The following is a 20,911-nucleotide window of genomic DNA, read 5'->3' as shown; positions in this document are numbered from 1 at the left end:
CGGGGGTTTTCATTTAGACAACCGGCTGCGGTGGTTTCTTGCGCCGTTCCTCCGGCAGGAAGAACACCATGTAGAACACGGGGGCCGCCACCATGGTAAGGACCGTGGCAAAGGCCAGACCACCCATGATGGTCACCGCCATCGACCTGAAGAACGCATCCGTCAACAACGGAGCCATACCCAAAATCGTCGTGATCGCGGCCAGCATCACGGGGCGCAAACGCGAGACCGAAGCCTCGATGATCGATTCACGCAGCCCCTGCCCGGTTGCACGTACCAAATCGATCTCTTCGACCAAAACGATACCATTCTTGATCAGCATCCCCGATAGGCTAAGCAGTCCCAGTAGCGCCGTAAATGTGAACGGCAGACCCGTGCCCAGCAGACCGATCACCACTCCGTTTACCGACATCGGTACCAACAGCCAGATAATGATCGGCTGACGAATGGCGTTGAATATCAGCACCGAAATCAGAACCATGATCAACAGGCTCAACGGCAACTGACGACCCAGGCTTTTATTTGCATCGCCAGCATTCTCGAACTCTCCACCCCATTCCAGTCGATAGCCCGCTGGCAGCTCCATGCTTTCGATGGCTGTGCGGACTTCGGAATGAACCTGCGCAGCTGTCAAATCCGGCGGGATGTCGGCCCCTACCGTAATGGTCAGCACACGATCCCGGCGGTGAACCAGCGTATTGAGTGCCTTATATTCGAACCTGTCGACCATCTGCTCGATCGGTACGAATTTCTGCGACTGGTCCGAGAATACAACCTGATCCACGATCGAATAATCCCCGTCCACCGGGCGGCGCAAGATGATCGGAATCAGGCGGTCGCGCTCGCGGAACACACCACCGGTGATCCCATCGGTCGAGAATTGCAGAGTCGCCGCGATATCTTCGCGCGACACCCCAGCGGTCTGCGCCCGTTCGGTCGCATAAATTGGCTGGACAGCCAGCCCTTGTTCGCGCCAGTCGTGATAGACGTTCAGCGCATTGGGCGAGGCCGCGCGCATCGTCTGCACAGCCTCATTCGCAAGTTGCCGAAGCACCGCCGGATCGCTTCCCGAGAAACGGGCCTGAATTGGATCACCGCCGCCAGGACCAAAGACCAGCCGCTTGGTGCGGAACTTGCCTTCGGGGAACTGCGCCGAGCCAAACGCCTCGAGATCCGCCCGCAAAGCCGGAATGTCATCCAATGTTTCCGTCCGGATGATCATGTGACCGTAGCTGGGGTTCGGTTTTTCCGAAGAGTAGGTCAACAAAAAACGAGTTGCTCCTTGCCCAACAAATGTCGTGACAGATACCACATCGTCCCGATCCGCCAGCCAGTTTTCGAAAACAGCCATATCCTCGGCGGTGCGCGCAATGGGTGTGCCCTGCGGCAGGTTGTAATGCACGAAAAACAGCGGTGTATTCGAGTCTGGAAAGAACTGTTGTTTGACCAAGCCAAATCCTGCGAAACAGACCACCGTAATGCCCACCAGCATTGCAATCACCATCCAACGGAACCGCAGCGCCCAGTTTAGGATCGCGCCATAAACACGGAACATGATCCCGCCATAGGCATCAATTTCACCTTCTTTGCCCTGCTTGAAGAAATAGTGCCCAAGCATCGGAGTCACCGTCAGTGCCAGGGTCCAGCTCAGCAGCAGCGATATCCCGATAACAGCAAATAGCGAAAACAAGAACTCACCCGTCGCATCAGGGCTAAGACCAATCCCGGCAAAAGCCATGATGCCAATCACCGTTGCTCCCAACAGCGGGATTTGCGTTTTGGCCGCAGCCTCATCCGCCGCATCGCGCGAATTCTTGCCGCGCAGCATTGCAATCTGCATTCCTTCGGCCACCACAATGGCGTTGTCCACCAACATACCCATCGCGATGATCAAAGCGCCCAACGAAATTCGTTCCATTTCGATCGAGAACAATGCCATGAACAACAACGTGCCAACCACGGTCAGCAACAGAGTTGTTCCCACAACCACAGCCGCGCGCCAACCCATGAACAGGGCCAAAACCGCAACAACAATAGAGACCGACAGCGCGAGGTTCACCAGAAAATCGTTCGATGCCTGCTCAACAACGACGTGCTGCTGGTAAATCGGCAGGATTTCGACACCATAGGGGATCTGAGAATCCAACTCGGCAAATTTCGCGTCAGCACGCTTGCCGACCTCAACGATATTATCAGTCGAAAGCCCAGCAATACCCAGAGTGAAGGCTTCGGTCCCGTTGAACCGGATGATGACATTAGGATCGGTTAGGCGACCACGATGTACATTCGACATATCGAACAGGTTGATAACCTGGCCCTGCGATCCAACAGAAAGGCCAGCAATGGCGGAAACCGTATCGGACCCTTCGGCGGTTAATATCGCGGTCCGGCCATCTTCTGATCGCAATGACCCCGACGAGTTTACCGAGTCCGCATTTGTAATCGCGTCGGTAAGCGCCTGCAGAGGCACGTTCTGGTTCACCGAAATAGACAGGTCGGGTTCGATAAAGATCGCCTCTTGCGGCAGGCCCATCACCTCGACATCAGCGACACCGTCAACCGTCAGTAGTTCGCGCCGAAGAAATGTGGAAAGCTCATGTTTTTCAGCGTCCGAGAAGCCCTCGGCCGTGACCGCATAAAACAAGCCAAACACATCGCCAAACCCGTCATTGACCAGCGGATCACCCACCCCCGATGGCAGCTCCCGTGAGGCGTCACGGACCTTGGCGCGCAATTTGGTCCAGATCTCCGGCAGCTCGGTCCCATCATAGGCTGAGTTAATCTCGACCTCGATCAGCGAAAAACCGGGCTGGTTCATTGATGTGATTGTCTTGACCTCGCCCATCTGCTGGATGGCGGATTCCAGTGGCTCTGAAACCTCCAGCGCCACTTGTTCAGCCGTTGCCCCCGGATACTGGGTAGCGATGACGGCGTTTTTGATTGTGAAGGCTGGATCTTCCAGACGGCCAAGCGACAGAAATCCCCAGATGCCGCCGAACAAGGCGATCAGGATGACCAGCCATGTATAGATAGGGCGATCAATGGATGCGCGTGCGATGTTCATCAATCCGCCCCTTAGTTGGCAAGACCGGTAAAGCGGCGCACCACCTGACCGTCAATCAAAACGTCGCCGCCGGCGACAACGATTTCTTCCCCGTCACTTAGGCCGTCCAGTACGTTGACATCACCAGTTTCCGTGGGCTCGATGGTAACGGGGACGCGGCGCAGTGTCCCTTGGTCAGCCCCAGTCGGAGAAAACACCATTACGCCCAGCGCCCCTTCGACATCGGCCACAATGGCTGTAGGCGGAACAAAGATCCCCCGTTTCTGGTCCTTGACCCGAACGGTCACAGTAGCCGACGAACCAGGCAGAATTTGCAGCCCTTCAGGCGGTGTCAGGCCAAATTGGATGCGGAAGGTTTGACCGACACTTGAAGATTCAGCATCGAATTCGCGGATCTGAAGCGGGAAGACTTCGTCGCTCACCGGAAATTTCGCGGTGATGGTGATGTCATCCTGCTGGCCCGACCGTTGAAACAAAATTTCGGGTACGTCGACCTCAATCCGAAGTTCGGACATATCATGGATGCGCACGATCGGGGTACCTGCGGAAACAGTGGTAAAGGCCTCGACCGCCCGGCTGGACACCAGCGCGTTAAACGGTGCCGTCAATGTCGCCTGTTCCAGGTCGTATAGCGCGTCACGCACAGCGATATCAGCCAGTTGCGCCGCAGTCTCAGAGTCGTCCACAGCCACTTGGCTGGCCGCAGTTCCCCGCAGCCGAGACAGGCGGGCCAGGGTCCGATCCGCCTGATCTTTCTGCAGAACGGCACGATCATAGCGGCGCTGGAACGGCTCGCGATCCAGCTCGGCGATCAGCTCACCCTTGGGGATGACAAATCCTTCAGCCACTGGCATTTCAACAATCTGTCCAGCCACCTGAAAGGCCAGATCAACCGTTTGCCGCGCAGCGACGCGACCAAAGAACTGACGTGTGAACCCAGGCGTGGTTTCCTTTACCACCATCAGCTTTACCGGCTTGGCAGCTTCTTCAGCCATGATTGAGCTGGAGAGAAAGATCAGGGCCACGCCCACAGCAGAGATCAGTTTCATTTCTTCAGTCCCTCGGGAATTCCAGTTTTCAGTATGTTTTCCCGGATCTTCCGGGCCAGTCTTGCGAATTCTGCGGTTTCATCTTTGTTCAGTCCGGACGCGCGCTGAAACAGGGCGCCCGCTTGGGCCACAAGCATCTGGCGTGTTTCTGTGCCTTTTTCGGTCAAAACCAAAAGCCATGCACGGCGATCCTCTGGATCGCGTTCACGTCTCAGATAGCCCGCTTTTTCCAAGGCATCGGCGGTCGAGGTGATTGTCGAAGGAACTGACAGCATGTCAGCCGCTAAAACGCCCATGCGCCTGGGCTGGTCCAATTTGATCACCATATGGCATTCCTGATGGCTCAGCTCTATTTCGATGGCATCGAAGCTCTCCTCGAGCTTCCAATAGAGCGCATACACACCCATCATCGCCTGCATCTCGGGGCTTAAGCGATGCAACAGAGTGTTATGATCATGGGCCATGGGATGATTCCTTGCAGAATTTGACGCGTATATACTTCGAAAAACGAACTATTCAAGAACTGAAGCTCAATTTCCAACCAAGCTTAACATTCCCTCGGGTCAATCTCTCTTGAACAATACCAATCATAACGGCATTTTGGGTGAATCCAGAAATCCAGGACCCAACATGTATACGCCAGCAATCACCGGCTCGGGTGTTTTCACGCCAGATAATGTCATTACGAATGCCGAGCTCGTTTCGGCCTTCAATGCATATGCCGACAAGATGAACACCCAGAACGCAGAGGCGATTGCCGCTGGTGACGTTGAGCCGATGCAGCATTCGTCTGAAGAGTTCATTCTGAAGGCCTCCGGAATCGAAAACCGCTATGTGATGGACAAAGCGGGCGTTCTGGATCCCGACGTGATGCACCCGCTGTTTCGTCAGCGCTCTGACGATGAACCTGGCATCATGACCGAAATGGCCGTTGACGCCTGCAAGAAAGCGCTGGCACAGGCCGGGCGCAACGGGGACGATGTTGATCTGGTAATCTGCGCGGCTTCGAACCATGAACGGGCTTATCCTGCAATCGCGATCGAGATCCAGCATGCGCTGGGTTGCAAAGGGTTCGGATTCGACATGAACGTTGCCTGTTCTTCGGCCACGTTCGGCATTCAGGCGGCAGCGGATATGGTCAGGTCCGGTTCGGTAAAATGTGCGCTTGTGGTAAACCCCGAGATTTGCACGGGCCACCTGGAATGGCGTGACCGAGATTGCCACTTTATTTTTGGTGACGTGGCAACGGCCACCGTGATCGAACGGATCGAGGATGCGACCGGACCGCATTTCGAGATTTTGTCGACCAGCTGCGCCACGGATTTTTCCAACAACATCCGAAACAATAATGGCTTCCTGCGTCGCACTCGGCCAGAGGGATTGACCGACCGCCGCGATATGCAGTTCATGCAAAACGGCCGTAGAGTGTTCAAAGAGGTTCTTCCAATGGTCAGCAAGCACATTGCCGATCACATGGACGCCGAAGGGATCAGCAACGCCGATCTCAAACGTCTTTGGCTGCATCAGGCGAACAAAACGATGAATGATTTTATCGGTAAAAAAGTCATGGGCCGCGAACCCGCCCCCGGAGAGCAGCCAAACATCCTGCAAGACTATGCGAACACGTCCTCGGCTGGGTCGATCATCGCATTTTCGAAATACTCTGACGATTTCACCGATGGCGAGATCGGCCTTATCTGTTCCTTCGGAGCAGGGTATTCCGTGGGTTCGGTAATCGTGAAACGGCACGGTTAAGACAACACTCCGCGCAACCACAAATTCGTACAAGAAAGCCGGGCTTATTCTACCCTGCTTGGTTGTTTGATCCTTGTTTCAGCACTGGCATCACCCCGTCCGGCGGCAAGCGGCAAAAGCCCCAGCATGCGAGCGTTCAGATCGGGTCAAGTTTGACCTAGCATGTCATGAGTATCGGTACGCACACCAAACTGGATCAAGACACGCAACTTCCCTTGCCTCAGCTCACGCTTTCTTCTTCCAGGTGCAGCTTCATCTCGATCAGAACATGCTGCAGCAGGCTGGTTTCCTTCAACAGGCGTTTGGCCTCGTTCACCGTGATGATACCGTCTTCGATAGCTGACTGATATTCGGTCATAAGCATGGCAAAGCGTTGGCTCAACGCGATGACATCCGAATTCACACCTCCGGTGCGAGGAGCGTCCGTGTTGCGGCCATCATATGACAGCGTAATGTTCTTGAGGTCGGCCAACGCCGACGTCACATGCGGAAAGTTGGCCACCGCTTCAAGGCGTGCAACCGCATCAACCGGCATGAACCGATCAGCATGCTCTGCATTATCTGAATAATATCGGCCAAGCGTGGCTTTGGATTTACCCGTGATCTCGCACGCGGACTCAATTCCAACGTCCTTGACCAACGCTTCGGTGTGCTTTTTGAGATAGGCCCCGATATCTGCCATGTTTTTACCTTTGCTACCTGCCTTCCCCACTACATCTGCCATTGCGGGGGAAAGGGAAATGAAATTTCCCATACCTGATTCATAATTGAAATGCGATATGTTGGCTATCCCTCAGATATGCGAGGGTTTTGTGAGTGAGTGGCGGCAATAATGCCGGTAGCGAGTGATAGCGGGGCACATATTAGCCCCGCTTCGTTTAGGCCGCTTATAGGCCGAAGGCGTCGCTGTTGTGAGTGCAGGGGCTCCATCCCCAAAGAGCGTGAGCTCATCCCCTAACTGGACAACGGCGGCGTCGCTCATTTCGCCACATGAGATGGCTTGCCCAGGCGGGGCTGGCGAATTAGACCCGAGCCATGGCAAAACTTTACTTCAACTACTCGACTATGAACGCGGGCAAATCGACCGTGTTGCTGCAGGCCTCGCATAATTATCGCGAGCGCGGCATGGATACTTACCTGATGACGGCTGCATTGGATGGGCGCGCCGGTGCTGGGAAAATTGCCTCGCGGATTGGGATATCATCCGAGGCTGACACTTTTGACACCGATGATGATGTTTTCGCCATGATCGAAGCCCGTCTGGCGCAAGGCAAAATTGCATGTGTCTTTATCGACGAAGCCCAGTTCCTGACCGAAGATCAGGTCTGGCAACTGGCCCGCGCCGTAGATGACCTGAACGTGCCGGTGCTGGCTTATGGGTTGCGGGTCGATTTTCAGGGCCGGCTGTTTCCCGGATCGGCCGCCTTGCTGGCGCTGGCGGATGAGATGCGTGAGGTTCGCACGATCTGCGAATGCGGCCGCAAGGCAACAATGGTGATTCGTCAGGACGAGAATGGAAATCCCATCACCCAAGGTGCTCAGGTCCAAATTGGTGGCAACGAAACCTATGTCTCGCTGTGCCGCAGGCATTGGCGCGAGGCCGTGGGCACCTAAACCGGATTTGGCAGCGGGCGCCCCTGAACAAAGGCCGCAACATTATCTAGCGCCATGTGCCCCATAGCGCTGCGGACCTCCTCAGTCGCGGTACCCAGGTGGGGCAACAGGGTCACGTTCTGCAAATCTATCAGAGCTTGCGGCACTGCGGGTTCGAATTCGTAGACATCCAGACCCGCACCCGCGATTTGCTTTTCTTGCAACGCCGAAATCAGGGCCGATTCATCCAATACCTCTCCCCGAGAAATATTGATCAGGATGGCAGCAGCGTTCATCGCCTGCAGCACCTGCGCGTTGATCAGATGCCGGGTTTCGGCACCGCCCGGCACAGCCAGGATCAGGAAATCGACACCGGCAGCCAAAGCTTTGAGGTCTGAGACATAATCCGCCGGAAACTCTAACTCCTTTGGACTGCGCGATTGATAGGCGACGTGCATACCAAACCCATAGTGGCAACGTCGCGCGATGGCTTGCCCAATGCGCCCCATGCCCACAATGCCGACCCGTTTGCCGGTCACGTGATGGCCCAACATCTGTGTCGGGTGCCAGCCCTGCCAAAGGTTTGAACGTACCAGCCGTTCGCCTTCTCCGGCGCGGCGGGCCGTGGACAGCAGCAATGTCATGGCAATATCGGCAGTCGCATCTGTGACAGCGCCCGGCGTATTGGTCACCGCGATTCCGGCCTGACGGGCCGCCTCCACATCTATGTGATTATACCCAACCCCAAAGTTTGCCAGCAGTTTGCACCGCGGTTCCGGCACCTCAGCAAAGATCTGGGCAGAAAACAGGTCGCCCAAGGTCGGCACCACCACATCGAATTCGGACAGCGCATGCCCCATTTCCTTGAGTGACATCGGCAAGGTTTCACTGCGCATCTCTGCGTCAAACTCTGCGCGTGCACGTGCTGCGACAGAGGCGGTCATCGGTCGGGCAATGAACACACGCATCAGTGCATCCGCCCACCGGTTGGAACCTTGCCATCCGGCCCGATCAGGACGATCTCACCAGTCTCATCGGGCAATCCTAAAACAAGCACTTCGGACAGGAACTTGCCGATCTGGCGCGGAGGGAAATTTACCACCGCCATCACCTGCTTGCCCACCAATGAGGCGGGATCATAATGCGCAGTGATCTGGGCCGAGGTTTTCCGCTCGCCGATATCTCGTCCAAAATCGATCCACATCTTGATCGCTGGCTTGCGCGCTTCGGGGAAGGGCTCGGCGCGGATAACCTCGCCGACGCGAATGTCGACCTTGAGAAAATCGTCGAATGTAATTTCACTCACGAGACAGCTCCTTGGATCGGTCGGTTGCGGCTTTGACCGCCCTGTGTAGCAAGGCCGGGAAACCCTCTTCTTCATGCATCAAAACCTCAAGCGCGGCCTGAGTGGTTCCGTTGGGAGAGGTGACGTTGACCCGCAATTGCGAAGGGTGATCATCCGCAGCCATTGCCAAGGCCCCTGCCCCGGCAACTGTGGATTTGGCCAGCTTCATCGCCAGTTCTGGTGGCAAGCCGTGCGCTTCGCCCGCTTGCGCCAGCGTTTCGATCAGATGGAATACATAGGCCGGGCCCGAACCGCTGACGCCGGTCACCGCATCAATCTGCGCCTCATCATCCAGCCGCACCGTCTGACCAATCGCCGAGAGCAGATCTTCGGCCAGCACGATATCTGCGTCCGAGGTCGCGGAATTCCCGATCAAGGCCGTGATCCCTTGCCGAACCGCAGCAGGCGTATTTGGCATTGCCCGGATGATTGGTGTGTCTGCCCCCAGAACATCTTCGAAAGTGGCCAGTGACGTGCCTGCCGCGACTGAAATAAATAGGCTGTCACCTCCGCCCAGCGCTTGAATGGCAGGCAGGGCTTTGCCCATCATTTGGGGTTTGACGGCCACCAGAACCACAGCCGGGGCCTCGGGAAGAGGTGTGTTGATGTTGACACCCTGCGCCTTCAGCCAATCCGAGGGATAAGGGTCTATCACCCAGACCGAGGCCGCTGGCAGGCCATGTTCCAACCAGCCCGCAAGCATCGCTGACCCCATCTTGCCGCACCCCAGAAGCACCAGCCCCTGTTCCGCAACGCGCGAGATATCCATGTTTGCCCCTCCCCATTTGGTTTGGGGCAAAGCTTTACGCGCGGCCGTAAGCCTCTGCAATGGCGACTTGCATTGCATCTTCGGGGTCACGGTTTCCCCATGTGACCAGTTGGATCGCAGGGTAATAGCGCTCGGCGCTCAGCACGGCGGCGGTGATCATGGTGTCAATCTGTTCCGGGCTGGCCGACTGCCCCCCGGTCAAAACCAGGCCATAACGATAAACCATCAGCTTCTGATTGGCCCAGTAGGTAAACGCCCCGGCCCAACACTGATCATTCATCTTGTTCAGCAGCTCATAAAGCTCTGGCTCCCGCTCGGACGGCGGTTCCATTTCGAACGAACACACCATACGCAGCGTTTCGTCGTAATTCGACCAGGCCAATGTGATCGAGTATGTGCGCCACTGCCCTTCGACAGCCATCGCAATCTGATCATCCCCGATGCGGTCAAAATCCCAATCGTGATGTTCGGCAAGATGTTCAACTATATCGATCGGATGAAGGTCTTCTTCGAGAAACTGTTCGGAAAGGGCCATAATGCCACCTCACTAATCTCTAGCATTTTGGGGCTGACAGCGCCCCAGCGCTAGTTGCCTGCTCTACAAGCCGGGCTTCCCCAGTCTGCCTGTACTAAATATGGTGCGCTGTGGGTGGTGGCCTGACAACCCCCATTTTTGGGGATAACAGCAATAAGTTGTGGATAGCTGGCAACGGGGATCAAAATATTGGCATCAGATGCAGCTTTGTCTTGCTTAATTCCCGCAAGACGGCATGATGCACAACACCGCACAACCCAGAACCGGATTGCGCGACGTTTGTCTTTTTCCAAAATTTCGCGGGGGATTATTCGCCCAGCTTGGCTTCCAACGCTGCAATGCGCGCCTCGAGCGCTGTGTTTTCCTCGCGCGCTTTCTGAGCCATGGCACGGACAGCGTCGAATTCTTCGCGTGTGACGAAATCGCGATCAGCCAGCCAACGGTCGATCATCGACTTCATGGCGTTCTCCGCCTCGTCCTTTGCGCCTTGGGCAACACCCATGGCGTTGGTCATGAGTTGGGAAACATCATCCAGAATCTTGTTGCGGGTTTGCATGGTTATCCTCCGATTTGGCGGTTGGTCTCTATATGGGGAATGATTGGCGCAGGCTCAAGGTTGACTTAACCCTCAAAGCCCGGGCAATGAGACGCACATGCAGGCTGTTCTGAATTTCCCCGATCTGTCGCCCGAACTTTTCTCGATCTCGCTGTTCGGGATGGATTTCGCACTTAGATGGTACGCCCTCGCCTATATCGCCGGGATTGTGATTGCATGGCGCCTGGGGGTGATCGCCCTAAAGCGCCCCGCCCTGTGGCCCGACAAGGCGCCACCTATGCAACCCGCCCAGCTTGAGGATCTGATCACCTGGATCATCCTGGGCGTGATTCTGGGCGGGCGACTTGGGTTCGTGCTGTTTTATCAACCAGCTTATTACCTTTCGAACCCGATCGAAATTCTGATGGTCTGGCAGGGCGGCATGGCCTTCCACGGTGGATTGCTAGGCGTCGTCGTGGCCTCATATATCTATGCAAGACGTCACCAAATTTCGATTTTGCCGCTTGCTGATCTGATCGCGCATACCGTGCCGCCTGGGCTGTTATTGGGTCGTGTCGCGAATTTCATCAACGCCGAACTGTGGGGAAGGCCCAGCGTCCTGCCCTGGGCCTTTGTATTCCCCGGTGCCGCCGCCCAAAACTGCCCGGAGGTTATTGGTCTTTGCGCCCGCCACCCCTCTCAGCTTTACGAAGCCGCGCTTGAGGGGTTGCTGCTGGGTGCCTTGCTCTTGTGGCTGGTCTATCGGCGCCACGCTTTCCAAAGACCTGGATTGGTCACGGGAGTGTTTCTGTCCGGCTATGGCGCATCGCGTTTCATTGTCGAGTTTTTCCGGCAGCCCGATGCGCAGTTTGTTTCACCCGGAAATCCGCTTGGACTTGCCTGGCAAATGGGCGGCTACGGCCTGACCATGGGCCAGTTACTGTCTTTGCCAATGATTGCCTTTGGCCTTTGGCTGGCATCACGCGCTAAGGCCAAGTGATGACCCTCGCCAACCTCTTACAGGCACGTATCGCACAAGACGGCCCGATGAGTGTAGCCGACTATATGACCGAATGCCTGCTGCACCCGACACTGGGATATTACTCCACCCGCGACCCCCTTGGCCCGCAGGGCGATTTCATCACCGCCCCGGAAATCAGCCAGATGTTTGGCGAACTAATCGGGCTCAGCCTTGCGCAATGGTGGATTGACCAGGGACGTCCGGGCCGTTTCACGCTAGCGGAGCTGGGTCCCGGGCGCGGAACGCTGATGGCTGACATGCTGCGTGCAACACAGGGCGTGGATGGCTTTCACCCGGCGGCAGATATTGTACTGCTTGAGGCCTCACCAACCCTGCGCGCCATTCAGGCAAAGACGCTGGATGCCTATGCTCCACGCTGGATTACATCGGTCACCGATCTACCCGATTCCCCGCTTTTTCTGGTGGCAAACGAGTTCTTTGACGCCCTGCCCATTCGCCAATTCATCCGCGATGACAGCGATTGGCGGGAACGTTTGATCGGGATGAAGGACGAATCACTGGCTTTTGGCCTGGGGCCGCGGTCGCCACAGATCGCTTTGAAGAACCGGCTTGAGGACACGCAGGATGGGGATCTGGTCGAGCTTTGCCCTTCGGCCATACCGATCATCACTGTGATCGCCGGACGGATCGCGACACATGGCGGGGCCGGACTGATCCTGGATTATGGCGACTGGCATTCGCTTGGGGATACTTTTCAGGCGCTACATGCCCACAAGCCGATAGACCCGCTTTCCAGCCCCGGACAAGCTGATCTGACCGCCCATGTGGACTTCGAACCTCTGGCGAGCGCAGCGCGAGCTGCGGGCTGCGCCCATTCGCGCCTGACACCCCAAGGCGTTTTTCTGGAACGGCTGGGCATCACTGCGCGGGCGCAAGCATTGGCGAAACCACTCAGCGGGTCCAAGCTTGAGGCGTTGATAGCCGCACATCGCCGGTTGACGCACCCAGAGGAAATGGGAAACCTGTTCAAAGTACTGGGCCTGTACCCATCTTATGCCGCATTACCACCGGGACTGGAATCATGACGCTGGAAATTCTGACTTCGGATCTCTTGTCATCCGTACGCCATGGTTTTTTCTGCCGCCGAGGCGGGGCCTCATCCGGGATATTTGCAGGGCTCAACTGCGGTCATGGATCATCTGACCAGACCGAGGCTGTCGCGTTAAACCGTAACCGCGTAGCGGATGCGATGGAGGTCGATCCCGGATCCCTTATCGGGGTGCATCAGGTGCATTCACCGACGGTCATAACTGTTGATGGTCCAATCGACGGGGAAAAGCCTAAAGCAGACGCGTTGGTTACGGCCTATCCCGGGCTGGCGCTGACCATCCTCACGGCGGATTGCCAACCTGTTCTTTTTGCCGACACCCACGCAAAAGTGATAGGAGCTGCACATGCGGGTTGGCGCGGCGCGCTAGACGGTGTGCTTGAGGCCACGTTGGACTCCATGGAGGCGCTGGGAGCACGGCGCGAGAATACAGTGGCTGTCATAGGGCCCACAATCTCTCAAACTGCGTATGAGGTCGGACCCGAGTTCCTAGAAGAATTTGCCACTGAATCATCAGAAAACCTGCGATTCTTCGCAAATGGAACGGGTGATCGGATGCAATTTGACCTCCCGTCCTATGGGCTGCACCGGTTACGTCAGGCTGGTGTCGGGCATGCAGAGTGGATTCGTCATTGCACCTATTCGGACCCGAACAGATTCTATTCGTACCGCCGATCGGTTCATGCAAAAGAAGCCGACTACGGCCGCCTGATTTCCGCAATCAAACTGTGACGCGCGTCCTGATTGTGGCGAAATCGCCGCTTTTTCGCCACATTTGTTGTGTCTATATGAGTCGCCAAAATTAGGTTTTATTGCCCTCTCTCAGATGGTTATCTGCATATTTCCGAATGTGAGCGCGGCTAGATTAAGAAAAGGAAACAACCAACTTTCTTTTGTCCCAGATTCAACCCGCGTCAGCCTTATGGCCGCCTCAATATGGCGACACGTTAGGCTCAGATTGGGTCGTTAGGCACTAAGCCTTGAACGAGTAGGACAACAGGATGAAACAAAGATCCCGCTTTCTCAGCGCTGTTCTGAAAGCGTCCAGAGAGCAAAAACTGGAGATGCCGTGGAAGCGGGTTTCCAGCCGTTCTGCCAGTGTGGCGCGCCGTTTGGCTTCGCGACGCTGATTAGACAGGCCTACCAAAGCCATTCTGCCGGCTTTGAGGGTCAAGACACACAGCGGGGGTGCTCCGATCCGGTGTGTGGCGCTTCACAGACGCTTTCTGTGAATGTGTTTAGGAGTTTGTGTGCGTAGACAATTTTCGTCTGCGAGTTGTGAGTTTGTCTGGGGGGTCAATGTGTTGACCAAGAGTTTGCGAAATTCCATCGCACCGCGCGGCCGTTACAGCCGACGTCTCGAAGTCGCCATAGCATTCAAGACAAAGAAAACCGATCGGGCGGGCCTGTACGGGGGTTCAGCCTTCCTGAGCGGATGTTTGAGGGGACGGAATTAGTATGACTATTCCACATTCTTTGGCCCGCGCCGCCAGAAACGCCGTCGATACGTCGACAATGCTGCGCGAGATTCCAAGAAATACAACAAAACAAAAAGCGCAGCTGCGGCGCTATGAGGTCAGTTCATTGTTGAGCAATGGCGAGGTATCCCAAACCCGCCACATCGCGCCAGCGCTGCCCATGTTCGAGGATGCGTTTTGTGCCTTTACGCGGGGTTCGCTTGTCGAAACCGAAAACGGGCCGATAGCGATCGAAGATCTTTTACCTGGCGATACGGTTTTGACCCAGAATGGAACTTCGGAAACCGTGGTCTGGAAGGGCTCGGTTACTTTGATCCCCGGTCGCGAAGACTCGCGTGGTCGCACGCGCCCGCTGACACGCATCATGGCGGATACCTTCGGAATGCAAAAACCGATGTCAGGCGTGACTGTCGGTCCGGCTGCGCGCCTGTTAGGCACCCCAGCACATCTGCGGCACTTGTATGGCGGATCTCCTGTTTTGACGCCCGCACACGAGTTCCAAGACGGGATGGGCGTCATCGAGATGCTACCGCCTACCCCAATCGAATTGTTTCACATCTGTCTGAAACGCCATTCGGTTATCAAGGTAGACGGATTACAGTTTGAATCATATCATCCAGGCGTAAATGCGGTTCGGATGATCAGCCATTCGCTTCGCTCAATCTATTTGAACTTGTTCGAGCATGTCGAATCGCTAAATGACTTTGGCCCGCTGCAGTTACCGCGTGCCGGAGATGGAGAGGTGGACGCAATCACTGCCTGAGTTTTAACCAGTACTGCAAAGTGGGGGCTTTATGCAGATTTTAATTAGTTGGGTTTTGTTTCTGGTTGTCACGGCGATTCTGCCGCCGTGCACCAGCCGTCACAAAAGGATGCGCTTTACGCCGTCCGGTTCATTCGTTCTTCCAGGACGTCAAACGGTACACCGGGCTCGTCCTTAGCGCCGCGTATCACAAGTGAGGTTTTAACGCTGGCTACGTTTGGCGTGGTCAGCAACTCGCCTGTTAAAAACTGCTGAAAGCTGCTGAGATCCGGAGCGACGCATTTCAGAATAAAATCCACTTCGCCGTTCAACATGTGGCATTCACGGACAAGTGGCCACTCGCGGCAGCGTTCCTCGAATGCGCTGAGTTCGGCTTCGGCTTGGCTTTCCAGTCCGACGCTTGCAAAGACCTGAACCTCAAAACCCAGCTCACGCGCATTCACTTCCGCGTGGTATCCGCGGATAAGGCCCGAGTCCTCCAATGTGCGCACGCGCCGCAGGCACGGAGGCGCGGAAATTCCCACACGTTTCGCGAGCTCTACATTGGTCATGCGACCGTCTGCCTGCAATTCTGCCAGAATCTTGCGGTCAATCTCGTCCAGCCGTGTCGCGACCATAAAAAGCTCCTGAATTTTCGGTTGTTATATCAGCACCCAAGGGATGCGCAATAATGTTTCGCGTTTGCGCAATATTCTTTGGTTTTCCAGGTATTTTTCTAGCGCGAGTTGTGAAACGGATTCTCCGATACGGCACGAAGGGGCTTTAAGCGCCTCAAGGGGGTCGCTATATCCATTCGCCAAGGGGCCGCAGGCCCGTATCAGGCAGATCGAGTCGGGGGTATCATGGCCGAAACAAAACACACCAGGGTTCTGATAATCGGATCAGGACCTGCCGGTTATACTGCGGGCGTCTATGCCAGCCGTGCGATGCTGGAACCAATCCTGGTTCAGGGCATCGAGCCGGGCGGACAGCTGACGACCACCACCGAGGTCGAGAACTATCCCGGTTTTACCGAAGTCCAGGGGCCTGATCTGATGATCAAGATGCAGGAGCACGCCGCCGCGATGGGGTGCGAAATCATCGGCGACATCATCAGCGATCTGGATGTCTCGAAACGCCCATTCACCGCCAAGGGCGACAGCGGCACCATCTACACTGCCGATGCGGTCATTCTGGCCACTGGCGCGCGCGCGAAATGGCTGGGATTGCCCTCGGAAGAGAAGTTCAAAGGCTTTGGCGTTTCCGCCTGCGCCACATGCGACGGGTTCTTCTATCGCGGGCAGGAGATCGTTGTAATCGGCGGCGGCAATACCGCCGTGGAAGAGGCGCTGTTTCTGACCAACTTTGCCAGCAAAGTCACCTTGATCCATCGCCGCGATGAATTGCGCGCCGAAAAGATTCTGCAGGATCGGCTGATGAAGAACGACAAGATCGAGCCCCTGTGGTTCCACGAACTGGACGAGGTCACCGGAACCGACGCGCCTTTGGGTGTCGAAGGCGTGCGCGTCAAGAATGTGAAAACCGGTGAGATTCGCGAAATCCCCTGCAAAGGTGTTTTCATCGCCATCGGCCACGCGCCCGCGAATGAGCTGGTCAAGGACTCGCTGGAAACCCATATGGGCGGCTATGTGATCACCAAACCGGGCTCCACAGAAACCTCCATTCCAGGTGTCTTTGCTGCCGGAGACCTGACAGATCACATCTACCGTCAAGCCGTTACCAGCGCCGGGATGGGCTGTATGGCCGCGCTGGATGCTGAACGGTTCCTGGCCGAGCAGGATTAATCAGGTGATCGAATTCTCCGGCCCGATCTGGAGAATTCTGTTCCTGTCACAGATAGACGCCCCTTTGGCCCCAGCACGGGCGCCAGAGGGGCGTTTTCATTATGCGGGCCAATTCGCGCTTTATTCTTCGCTGAGCGCTGAGGGTGCCGAAATAGCCATCAAACGCTATGTCTGCCCATCCGATCCACCACGCATTCTTCAAAAATGCCGGATCACCGGCGCTCGGCTGGTAGATCTGCGGGGGCGCAGCGAAGCCTCGGTCGTGTGGCAGGATATCCACGAAAAAGAAGGCGCCTCACCCACCTGGCTATTTTCGGATGACGCCCGCGCCAAAGGCGCCGACGGCTTGCTATACAGCTCGCGATCCCGCCCAGAACTCAGTCATGCGGTTTTGTTTAGCACCTCGCCAGAGGTAGTGTGCCTGGATGGGGATCCGCATCCCTGGTTGCCGGGGCATAGAGGCTTCGCTTGACCCCCGCTCTGCGCCGTTACAGACTCTGAGATGCGAGCAAAACGAACACAGGTGAACCGAGTGAAAAGCGTACTATGGCAAGGCGGGTGGGCTACCCGGCTGAGGATCATGAGCGGCCTGATCCTGTTCATCTTTGCCTTCTTTCACTTCATCAATATCGGTCTGGGACTGTTTCATACTGATTATCTCCACGGAATGCAGAAAGGCCGCCATGTCATTACGCGCAATAACATCGGCAGCGCGATTCTATATCTGGCCTTGCTCGTGCATTTTGGGCTGGCGCTGTATTCGTTAGCTCAGCGCAGAACCATGCGAATGCCTTTCAGTCTGGGGCTACAGGTGGTGCTTGGATTTGTGATTCCACTGCAACTGATCTCGCACCTTGTTCACACCCGATACGCACATTCAGTTTTCGGGGTTAATGATGAGATGGGTTATATCATCGCGCTAATGTGGCCCAGCTATGCAATCTGGACACAAAGCCTGCTTTTGCTGGTGGTTTGGGTCCACAGTTGCATCGGTCTTCACATGTGGCTGCGCCTGACATCCTGGTGGCAAAGGACGCTACCTTATTTGATCGGGCTCGCCGTGTTCATTCCGTCTTTCGCTCTGGCAGGTCTTTTGACAGAGGGCCGACGCATCTGGGCTGATTTCGCCGACCCGTTTCTGCGCGATCAGTATATCGAACATTACAACTGGCCATCGCCCGAGGCATTTCAGGCTCTGATGGGTGTGAGGCAAGATACGCTGCTTGCATTCGGGCTGGCGGTTGGCGCTACATTGCTTGTGTTTCTGGTGCGCAAAATTTTGCGACGCCGGCATTCGGTGCGCATCAAATATGTGGAAGGCCCCGAAATTGTGGCCGAAAAAGGCATGACTCTGCTTGAGATTTCTCAGGCCAACGGCATTCCCCACACTGCGCTATGTGGTGGCAAGGGGCGCTGCACCACCTGTCGCGTTATTGTCGAGAATGGTGCAGATCAGCTCCCCGTCCCCAGTGAGATCGAGGCCCGCAGCTTGGCTGCCGTAAAAGCACCCGAAGGCGCACGCCTGGCCTGTCAGATCCGCCCGACCGAGCCAATCACGGCCTTTCGGATGTACAATCCCGGTAGCGGTCGCAATCGCGCCCATGCCAGTCAGGGGCAGGAACGTAAACTGGCGGTGCTGTTTCTGGACATGCGCGGGTTCACGGCACTGACCACCGGGCAGTTGCCCTATGACATCGTTTTCCTGCTCAACCGGTTCTTTGACGCCATCGTACCAGCCATCACCTCGGATGGGGGTGTGGTCGACAAGTATATGGGTGACGGGCTGCTGGCAGTGTTTGAAACCGCCGATGCTGCAAGTTCAGCACGGGCCGGGATGAAAGCTGCAGCCAATGTCAGCCGCGCATTGCAACGGTTCAACGAACAACTCGAAACCGAGGGCAGCCCGCTTATCCGCATTGGAATGGGGTTACATCTGGGCGATCTGGTTCTGGGCGAAATCGGCGCCGTGGGCACTGCAAGCCGCACGATTATCGGCGACGCCGTGAATGTCGCCAGCCGATTGGAGGCCGAGACCAAGGGGTTGGGTGTCGAGCTTTTGGTTTCGGGCGATCTGCTGAAGGCAGCGGGGCATGAGAGTTGGCAGAACGATCTGCGCCCCTTCCAGTTGCGTGGGGTAACAAGGCCAATTTCTGCCCTGCCGGTCGAACGTGCATCCAACCTCACCCCCAAGATTGCCGCCTGAGAACACACTCATTCAAACCGGTCTATTTGGCCTTGATCCAAGGGATTGTCGTCGGGTTTCGCGTCAAAATGTGGAAAATCCTTCCAATCCGGAGAAAAACCGCGCATATCGTCCTTTGTTTCATAAATCCATCTGGACTTCACCCGACCGCCGGGGCACATGCCCGGCAAACGCCCCTGAATCACTGGCCAATCCATCCTTCGACAAGAGAATTCCCATGACGATGTTAAGCAATCTGGCGCCGATCTCTGAACTTTATGTTTCGTACGAGTCCGCACAGAAACTGAAAGTAGAAGCTGCAGACCTGACAAGCTGGGACCTGAGCCCTCGTCAGATCTGTGATCTGGAACTGCTGATGAATGGCGGGTTCAACCCGCTGAAAGGGTTCCTAAGCGAGGCCGATTACGACAATGTCGTCGAAAACATGCGCCTGGCCGACGGCACCCTTTGGCCGATGCCAATCACGTTGGATGTCAGCGAAGACTTCGCTGAGGGCATCGAACTGGGTCAGGACATTGCACTGCGCGACCAAGAAGGTGTCATTTTGGGCACCATGACTGTGACCGACCGCTGGACGCCGAACAAGGCGCGCGAGGCGGAAAAGGTCTTTGGCGCAGATGACGATGCTCACCCGGCGGTCAACTACCTGCACAACACTGCGGGCAAGGTTTACTTGGGCGGTCCTGTTGTTGGTATCCAACAGCCCGTTCACTATGACTTCCGCGCTCGCCGCGACACACCGAACGAGCTGCGCGCCTATTTCCGCAAGCTGGGTTGGCGCCGTATTGTTGCGTTCCAAACCCGCAACCCGCTGCACCGCGCGCATCAGGAACTGACCTTCCGCGCCGCCAAAGAGGCGCAGGCCAACCTGCTGATCCATCCGGTTGTTGGTATGACCAAGCCGGGCGACGTGGACCACTTTACCCGCGTACGTTGCTATGAGGCTGTTCTGGACAAGTACCCGGCCTCGACAACTTCGATGTCACTGCTGAACCTGGCGATGCGTATGGCAGGCCCGCGCGAGGCGGTGTGGCACGGGTTGATCCGCGCCAACCACGGCTGCACGCATTTCATTGTCGGCCGTGACCACGCAGGCCCCGGCAAGAACTCAGCCGGCGAAGATTTCTATGGCCCCTACGACGCACAGGATTTGTTCCGCCAGTTCCAGGATGAAATCGGCGTCGAAATGGTCGATTTCAAGCACATGGTCTTTGTGCAGGAACGCGCTCAATACGAACCGAATGACGAGATCGCAGACAAAGACAACGTCACGATCCTGAACATCTCCGGCACAGAACTGCGCCGCCGTCTGGCCGAAGGCCTGGAAATCCCCGAATGGTTCAGCTTCCCTGAGGTTGTGACCGAACTGCGCAAGACCAAACCGCCGCGCAGTCAGCAGGGTTTTACCGTATTCTTCACCGGTTTCTCCGGCTCGGGCAAATCGACCATCGCCAACGCGCTTATGGTAAAGCTGATGGAGATGGGCGGTCGTCCGGTGACCCTGCTGGATGGTGACATTGTTCGTAAGAACCTGTCATCGGAACTGGGCTTCTCGAAAGAGCACCGCGACCTGAACATCCGCCGCATCGGCTATGTGGCCAGCGAGATCACCAAGAACGGCGGCATCGCTATCTGTGCCCCAATCGCACCCTACGCCACGACCCGCCGCGCCGTCCGTGAAGATGTCGAAGCGTTCGGCGCTTTTTGCGAGGTTCACGTGGCCACCAGCATCGAAGAATGCGAACGCCGCGACCGCAAGGGCCTGTACAAGCTGGCGCGTGAAGGCAAGATCAAGGAATTCACCGGAATTTCCGATCCCTACGACGTACCTGCCAATCCTGAGCTGAGCGTCGAGACCGAGAATGTGGACGTAGACAACTGCGCCCACCAGGTTCTGCTCAAGCTGGAAAGCATGGGTTTGATCGCCGGATCGTAACCTGCGCAAAGA

20 protein-coding genes are annotated in these 20,911 nt (G+C 56.3%); 10 read left to right on the top strand and 10 right to left on the bottom strand.

What is annotated here, in order from left to right; genetic code table 11:
* Positions 1–13: 13 nt before the first annotated feature.
* Genes AC2FH2_RS08555 through AC2FH2_RS08545 form a run of 3 tightly spaced genes read right to left on the bottom strand, consistent with a single transcriptional unit; the run spans position 14 to position 4,577 of the window.
* On the bottom strand, positions 14–3,064 hold the full coding sequence (locus tag AC2FH2_RS08555) for an efflux RND transporter permease subunit (RefSeq protein ID WP_142636582.1): 3,051 nt from the start codon (positions 3,062–3,064) through the stop codon (positions 14–16).
* Between the two features lie 11 nt (positions 3,065–3,075).
* Positions 3,076–4,113 (bottom strand): efflux RND transporter periplasmic adaptor subunit, encoded by a 1,038-nt coding sequence (locus tag AC2FH2_RS08550; protein WP_496823314.1) that lies wholly within the window; start codon positions 4,111–4,113, stop codon positions 3,076–3,078.
* Entirely contained in the window at positions 4,110–4,577 is a 468-nt protein-coding gene (locus tag AC2FH2_RS08545) for a MarR family winged helix-turn-helix transcriptional regulator (protein ID WP_185956678.1), read from the bottom strand. The genes AC2FH2_RS08550 and AC2FH2_RS08545 overlap by 4 nt, the downstream gene beginning before the upstream one ends.
* 166 nt (positions 4,578–4,743) lie before the next feature.
* Between AC2FH2_RS08545 and AC2FH2_RS08540 the strand changes: the two genes are divergently transcribed.
* Entirely contained in the window at positions 4,744–5,868 is a 1,125-nt protein-coding gene (locus AC2FH2_RS08540) for a beta-ketoacyl-ACP synthase III (protein ID WP_496823313.1), read from the top strand.
* A 220-nt stretch (positions 5,869–6,088) separates the two neighbouring features.
* Here AC2FH2_RS08540 and AC2FH2_RS08535 read toward each other — a convergent pair whose 3' ends face one another.
* Entirely contained in the window at positions 6,089–6,550 is a 462-nt protein-coding gene (locus tag AC2FH2_RS08535; RefSeq protein ID WP_142636888.1) for a hypothetical protein, read from the bottom strand.
* Positions 6,551–6,903: 353 nt separating this feature from the next.
* Here AC2FH2_RS08535 and AC2FH2_RS08530 point away from each other — a divergent pair, with 353 nt between their 5' ends.
* Positions 6,904–7,482, top strand: a complete 579-nt coding sequence (locus AC2FH2_RS08530; RefSeq protein WP_142636576.1) for a thymidine kinase — start codon at positions 6,904–6,906, stop codon at positions 7,480–7,482.
* Here AC2FH2_RS08530 and AC2FH2_RS08525 read toward each other — a convergent pair.
* From AC2FH2_RS08525 to AC2FH2_RS08505, 5 genes are all read right to left on the bottom strand, one after another.
* Positions 7,479–8,429 carry a 2-hydroxyacid dehydrogenase gene (locus AC2FH2_RS08525; protein WP_271949234.1) on the bottom strand — a complete coding sequence of 317 codons (951 nt, stop codon included), beginning with the start codon at positions 8,427–8,429 and terminating at the stop codon, positions 7,479–7,481. The genes AC2FH2_RS08530 and AC2FH2_RS08525 overlap by 4 nt on opposite strands.
* Positions 8,429–8,767 carry a tRNA-binding protein gene (locus AC2FH2_RS08520; protein WP_271949232.1) on the bottom strand — a complete coding sequence of 113 codons (339 nt, stop codon included), beginning with the start codon at positions 8,765–8,767 and terminating at the stop codon, positions 8,429–8,431. Before AC2FH2_RS08520 ends, AC2FH2_RS08525 begins: the two co-directional genes overlap by 1 nt.
* Entirely contained in the window at positions 8,760–9,575 is an 816-nt protein-coding gene (gene proC, locus AC2FH2_RS08515) for a pyrroline-5-carboxylate reductase (RefSeq protein WP_496823312.1), read from the bottom strand. The genes AC2FH2_RS08520 and proC overlap by 8 nt, the downstream gene beginning before the upstream one ends.
* A 34-nt stretch (positions 9,576–9,609) precedes the next feature.
* Entirely contained in the window at positions 9,610–10,110 is a 501-nt protein-coding gene (locus AC2FH2_RS08510) for a type III secretion system chaperone family protein (RefSeq protein ID WP_299659238.1), read from the bottom strand.
* Between the two features lie 307 nt (positions 10,111–10,417).
* Positions 10,418–10,666, bottom strand: a complete 249-nt coding sequence (locus AC2FH2_RS08505) for an accessory factor UbiK family protein (protein WP_142636566.1) — start codon at positions 10,664–10,666, stop codon at positions 10,418–10,420.
* Positions 10,667–10,763: 97 nt separating this feature from the next.
* Here AC2FH2_RS08505 and lgt point away from each other — a divergent pair, with 97 nt between their 5' ends.
* The 4 genes from lgt (at position 10,764) to AC2FH2_RS08485 (ending at position 14,976) form a co-directional block, all read left to right on the top strand.
* On the top strand, positions 10,764–11,645 hold the full coding sequence (gene lgt / locus AC2FH2_RS08500) for a prolipoprotein diacylglyceryl transferase (RefSeq protein WP_496823311.1): 882 nt from the start codon (positions 10,764–10,766) through the stop codon (positions 11,643–11,645).
* Entirely contained in the window at positions 11,645–12,712 is a 1,068-nt protein-coding gene (locus tag AC2FH2_RS08495) for a class I SAM-dependent methyltransferase (RefSeq protein ID WP_496823310.1), read from the top strand. The genes lgt and AC2FH2_RS08495 overlap by 1 nt, the downstream gene beginning before the upstream one ends.
* Positions 12,709–13,467, top strand: coding sequence for a peptidoglycan editing factor PgeF (gene pgeF, locus AC2FH2_RS08490; protein WP_496823309.1), 759 nt, complete (start codon positions 12,709–12,711; stop codon positions 13,465–13,467). The genes AC2FH2_RS08495 and pgeF overlap by 4 nt, the downstream gene beginning before the upstream one ends.
* Positions 13,468–14,193: 726 nt before the next feature.
* Positions 14,194–14,976, top strand: a complete 783-nt coding sequence (locus AC2FH2_RS08485; RefSeq protein WP_271949219.1) for a Hint domain-containing protein — start codon at positions 14,194–14,196, stop codon at positions 14,974–14,976.
* A 116-nt stretch (positions 14,977–15,092) separates the two neighbouring features.
* On the opposite strand, the gene AC2FH2_RS08480 is transcribed toward AC2FH2_RS08485, so the two are convergent.
* On the bottom strand, positions 15,093–15,593 hold the full coding sequence (locus AC2FH2_RS08480) for an Lrp/AsnC family transcriptional regulator (RefSeq protein ID WP_142636556.1): 501 nt from the start codon (positions 15,591–15,593) through the stop codon (positions 15,093–15,095).
* 225 nt (positions 15,594–15,818) lie between these two features.
* Between AC2FH2_RS08480 and trxB the strand changes: the two genes are divergently transcribed.
* The 4 genes from trxB (at position 15,819) to AC2FH2_RS08460 (ending at position 20,899) form a co-directional block, all read left to right on the top strand.
* Positions 15,819–16,760, top strand: coding sequence for a thioredoxin-disulfide reductase (gene trxB / locus AC2FH2_RS08475; RefSeq protein ID WP_282021515.1), 942 nt, complete (start codon positions 15,819–15,821; stop codon positions 16,758–16,760).
* 4 nt (positions 16,761–16,764) lie between these two features.
* Positions 16,765–17,232, top strand: a complete 468-nt coding sequence (locus AC2FH2_RS08470; protein ID WP_496823308.1) for an RES family NAD+ phosphorylase — start codon at positions 16,765–16,767, stop codon at positions 17,230–17,232.
* 108 nt (positions 17,233–17,340) lie between these two features.
* A complete protein-coding gene (locus tag AC2FH2_RS08465; protein WP_496823307.1) occupies positions 17,341–18,963 on the top strand; it encodes an adenylate/guanylate cyclase domain-containing protein in 1,623 nt (540 codons plus the stop codon).
* Positions 18,964–19,180: 217 nt separating this feature from the next.
* Positions 19,181–20,899 carry a bifunctional sulfate adenylyltransferase/adenylylsulfate kinase gene (locus AC2FH2_RS08460; protein ID WP_282021518.1) on the top strand — a complete coding sequence of 573 codons (1,719 nt, stop codon included), beginning with the start codon at positions 19,181–19,183 and terminating at the stop codon, positions 20,897–20,899.
* The last annotated feature ends 12 nt before the right edge of the window (positions 20,900–20,911 follow it).

The organism is Ruegeria sp. YTSA105 (assembly GCF_059610225.1).
The sequence above is the reverse complement of the archived record's forward strand: the minus strand, read 5'-3'. Positions and strand labels throughout refer to the sequence as shown.

Coding starts and splice junctions, on each gene's coding strand:
- AC2FH2_RS08465 (WP_496823307.1), top strand. CDS start 17,341: ATGAGCGGCCTGATCCTGTTCATCTTTGCCTTCTTTCACTTCATCAAT.
- AC2FH2_RS08525 (WP_271949234.1), bottom strand. CDS start 8,429: ATGCGTGTGTTCATTGCCCGACCGATGACCGCCTCTGTCGCAGCACGT.
- AC2FH2_RS08550 (WP_496823314.1), bottom strand. CDS start 4,113: ATGAAACTGATCTCTGCTGTGGGCGTGGCCCTGATCTTTCTCTCCAGC.
- AC2FH2_RS08460 (WP_282021518.1), top strand. CDS start 19,181: ATGACGATGTTAAGCAATCTGGCGCCGATCTCTGAACTTTATGTTTCG.
- AC2FH2_RS08530 (WP_142636576.1), top strand. CDS start 6,904: ATGGCAAAACTTTACTTCAACTACTCGACTATGAACGCGGGCAAATCG.
- AC2FH2_RS08535 (WP_142636888.1), bottom strand. CDS start 6,550: ATGGCAGATATCGGGGCCTATCTCAAAAAGCACACCGAAGCGTTGGTC.
- trxB (WP_282021515.1), top strand. CDS start 15,819: ATGGCCGAAACAAAACACACCAGGGTTCTGATAATCGGATCAGGACCT.
- AC2FH2_RS08505 (WP_142636566.1), bottom strand. CDS start 10,666: ATGCAAACCCGCAACAAGATTCTGGATGATGTTTCCCAACTCATGACC.
- AC2FH2_RS08480 (WP_142636556.1), bottom strand. CDS start 15,593: ATGGTCGCGACACGGCTGGACGAGATTGACCGCAAGATTCTGGCAGAA.
- AC2FH2_RS08545 (WP_185956678.1), bottom strand. CDS start 4,577: ATGGCCCATGATCATAACACTCTGTTGCATCGCTTAAGCCCCGAGATG.
- AC2FH2_RS08555 (WP_142636582.1), bottom strand. CDS start 3,064: ATGAACATCGCACGCGCATCCATTGATCGCCCTATCTATACATGGCTG.
- lgt (WP_496823311.1), top strand. CDS start 10,764: ATGCAGGCTGTTCTGAATTTCCCCGATCTGTCGCCCGAACTTTTCTCG.
- AC2FH2_RS08540 (WP_496823313.1), top strand. CDS start 4,744: ATGTATACGCCAGCAATCACCGGCTCGGGTGTTTTCACGCCAGATAAT.
- pgeF (WP_496823309.1), top strand. CDS start 12,709: ATGACGCTGGAAATTCTGACTTCGGATCTCTTGTCATCCGTACGCCAT.
- AC2FH2_RS08485 (WP_271949219.1), top strand. CDS start 14,194: ATGACTATTCCACATTCTTTGGCCCGCGCCGCCAGAAACGCCGTCGAT.
- proC (WP_496823312.1), bottom strand. CDS start 9,575: ATGGATATCTCGCGCGTTGCGGAACAGGGGCTGGTGCTTCTGGGGTGC.
- AC2FH2_RS08510 (WP_299659238.1), bottom strand. CDS start 10,110: ATGGCCCTTTCCGAACAGTTTCTCGAAGAAGACCTTCATCCGATCGAT.
- AC2FH2_RS08495 (WP_496823310.1), top strand. CDS start 11,645: ATGACCCTCGCCAACCTCTTACAGGCACGTATCGCACAAGACGGCCCG.